This is a genomic window from Nostoc sp. UHCC 0251 (assembly GCF_034932245.1).
Classification (GTDB): Bacteria; Cyanobacteriota; Cyanobacteriia; order Cyanobacteriales; family Nostocaceae; genus Nostoc.
The window spans coordinates 1-3,089 of record NZ_JAYGHD010000232.1 but is presented as its reverse complement, the minus strand read 5'-3'; the positions used below and the strand labels follow the sequence as shown (position 1 = coordinate 3,089).

Here is a 3,089-nt window from a genome sequence, read left to right as displayed (position 1 = left end):
GATAAATTTATTAAAGAGCATTTTGAAACACCAAGACAAGCAACAGGTGCTTCAGTATATCGGGCGTATGTTAGAGCCTGTACAGCATTAAATATACAACCCCTTAGTAACCGGACTTTCTACCAGCGTTTAAAAAAACGCCCAATCCATGAGCAGACATTAAAGCGTCAGGGAGCAAAAGCCGCATACGCAACAGAGCCTTTTGTCTGGGAACTAGCTTTAAATACACGTCCTCACGGAAACCGTCCTCTGGAGATAGTTCATATCGACCATACCGAACTTGATATTGAATTACGCTCACTTGCTACAGGTCGCTTACTGGGGCGACCTTGGCTAACATTACTGACCGATGCCTATTCCCGGCGAATATTGGCAGTTTATCTGACTTTTGATGCACCTTCTTACAGGTCTTGCATGATGGGGCTACGTATTTTAGTCCAGCGCCAAGGTCGTTTTCCCTCAACATTGGTTGTAGATGGTGGCAAAGAATTCCACAGTATATACTTTGACACCTTGCTGGCACGTTACCACTGCACCAAGAAAACAAGACCTGGTGGCAAACCCCGCTTTGGGTCAGTAATTGAACGATTATTTGGGACGACAAATACTGAATTTATCTATAACCTACTAGGTAATACCCAAGCAAGTAAACAGCCCCGCCAACTCACCAAAACTGTTGACCCAAAACAGTTAGCTGTTTGGAATTTGGGAGATTTATATACTTACCTGACCCAGTGGGCTTACTCCATTTACGACTCAAATCATCACGACTCATTAGGTGCGTCTTGTGGCGTTGTTTATAACGAAGGGTTGTCAATTGCCGGAGAACGCTTGCACCGAAGTATTGCTTATAACGAAGAGTTCCTCATGGCAACACGTCCTTCCACCCCCAAAGGTCAGGCGAAAGTTCAGCCGGGATATGGGATTAAAGTCAATTATCTCTACTATTGGAGTGATGCTTTCCGCAATCCCAATGTAGAAAAAACATTAGTACCAGTACGCTACGACCCTTTTGATATGGGAGTTGCTTACGCCTATGTTGATGGGCGCTGGGTGAGATGTATCTCTCAGTATTACAGTACTTTCGTGGGACGCACTGAAAAAGAAGTGTTGTTAGCGGCACAAGAAATTAGGCAATTGAACAAACGTAGTGCCACGGCAACAAATTTGAACGCTAAACATTTAGCTGACTTCATTGCCAATGTCCAAGAACATGAAGCCTTGTTGCTGCAAAGATTGCGTGATTTGGAAAGTAAACGCTTACTAGACAATTTAACGTCTAGTAATTCTTCTGTTCCATCAGTAAAGCAAGTTCAATCAACGTTTGCTGTATTGGCACAACAAAGTTCAGATGTTGCATCACAGCACGTACCATCTCGAAACGTTGAACCGTTGGATCTAAATTCACTGCCAATATTAGCGGAATACAAATAGATGGATTTAAACCTGAACGGAAGCTCTGGCAATAACATAAACTTACTTACTCAATTTAAGGAGTATGCAGTTTTACATCCACAGTTAGCACGGGTAGATATGCTGCTCATGCGTGCGATTCGAGAACCTGCTGGATTTGCTCATGTGTTGGTGTATGGGCCAAGTGGTGTGGGCAAGACGACGATGATACGGCAAATTGCCCGACGTTTAAATGCTCCTCACAGTGAGGATTTAGCAAAGAATTCCTCAAGCTACCGCAACGGTTATGTACCTCAATTACCTCTTTTGCTCATAGAGACACGTCCACCTGACAGTGGCGTGTTTAATCGAACTGACTATTACCGGACTGCGCTCAAGCTTTTGGACGAGCCATTCTACGAGCGTCGTAGCATTGTAGACATTGATACGTCGGAGGCATGGGAGAAAAAAGGGCGTGGACGTAGTAGCAAGACTTCCCAGTTTAATGATTCTCCAGAACTGCGCCACGCATTAGAAGAGGCGATGACCAAACGTGGTGTACGCGCGGTTATCCTCGATGAAGCGCAACATTTAATGAAGATTGGGACTGGAAGTAATTCTGGCAAGCTTTTAGACCAGTTGGACTGGATTAAATCCATGACGAATGTTACGGGTGTTTTACACATCCTGATTGGTACTTACGAACTGTTAAATTTCCGGAATTTAAGTGGTCAAGCATCTCGGCGCGGTCTGGATATCCACTTTCCGCGCTATTTGTACCAAAATGAACAAGACCGTTTGGATTTTCAGGCAGCGTTATTGGCACTCCTGAAGCAAGTACCTCTTGATATTAATATTCCCGAATTAATGCAGCATTGGCTTTACTTCTATGAACATTCTATTGGCTGTCTTGGAGTCCTAAAAGACTGGCTTATCCGAACTGTAGCGGCGGTATTAGATGATGGAAATAAAGCTTTAACTTTAAAACAATTACACGAACATACCCTAACGCTAGCGCAGTGTGAACGCATGGCAATAGAAGCAACTGAGGGCGAACAAAAACTTAGTTATATGGAGAGCCGCCGCGAACACTTATGGCATTTGCTACAAATAGGAATGGGTTCAACGGATGTACCGACTAATGCAGTCACTCCTGAAACTCCGTTGGTCGGTAGTGAAATCACTTCATCGAAAACAGAGTCACCACCTAAAACAAAGCGGACTCGGAAAAAGCCAAACGTACCTGCACCACAAGAATTTACGACCACAACAGCAAACGAGATCCCCGTAGAGCCAGCCCCGAAGAAAAAGCAGACTCGTAAGAAAACTACATCTACTCAAACACTTGAAATTACTGAAACGCCACTTAGTAATTCCAGTGCTGACCTTCAGGCGATAACCCCGGACACGCAACAGCAAACAGATAAGAGCCGCGAGAAGAAGTCAGGCACACGGGTTGGACAACGCAAACCCAAGCGAGACACTGTTGGGCATGAATCACAGTCAACGACATAAGAATGATAATCATCAGGTGGGGGAAGAAGCTGCCGACGGCAGCTTCTTCCCATTCTCTTTATTAATGAGACAGGGGTGAGCAAAGCTCACCCCTGTCTCCCCCCAACTATACGATTATCATTCTTACAACTCATAATTAAAGTATGAAGTATATCTTGGTTCTTGGCAACTTTTGGTGATCT

2 protein-coding genes are annotated in these 3,089 nt (G+C 44.4%); both read left to right on the top strand.

All coding sequences use genetic code 11. The features are described from left to right. On the top strand, nucleotides 1-1,434 hold a 1,434-nt coding region (locus VB740_RS17695; RefSeq protein ID WP_323201269.1), incomplete at its 5' end, for a transposase family protein. After that, nucleotides 1,435-2,907 (top strand): ATP-binding protein, encoded by a 1,473-nt coding sequence (locus tag VB740_RS17690; protein ID WP_323201268.1) that lies wholly within the window; start codon nucleotides 1,435-1,437, stop codon nucleotides 2,905-2,907. The last annotated feature ends 182 nt before the right edge of the window (nucleotides 2,908-3,089 follow it).

What these genes read in the sequence shown, in the direction of transcription:
- VB740_RS17690 (WP_323201268.1), top strand. Translation starts at nt 1,435, where the DNA reads ATGGATTTAAACCTGAACGGAAGCTCTGGCAATAACATAAACTTACTT.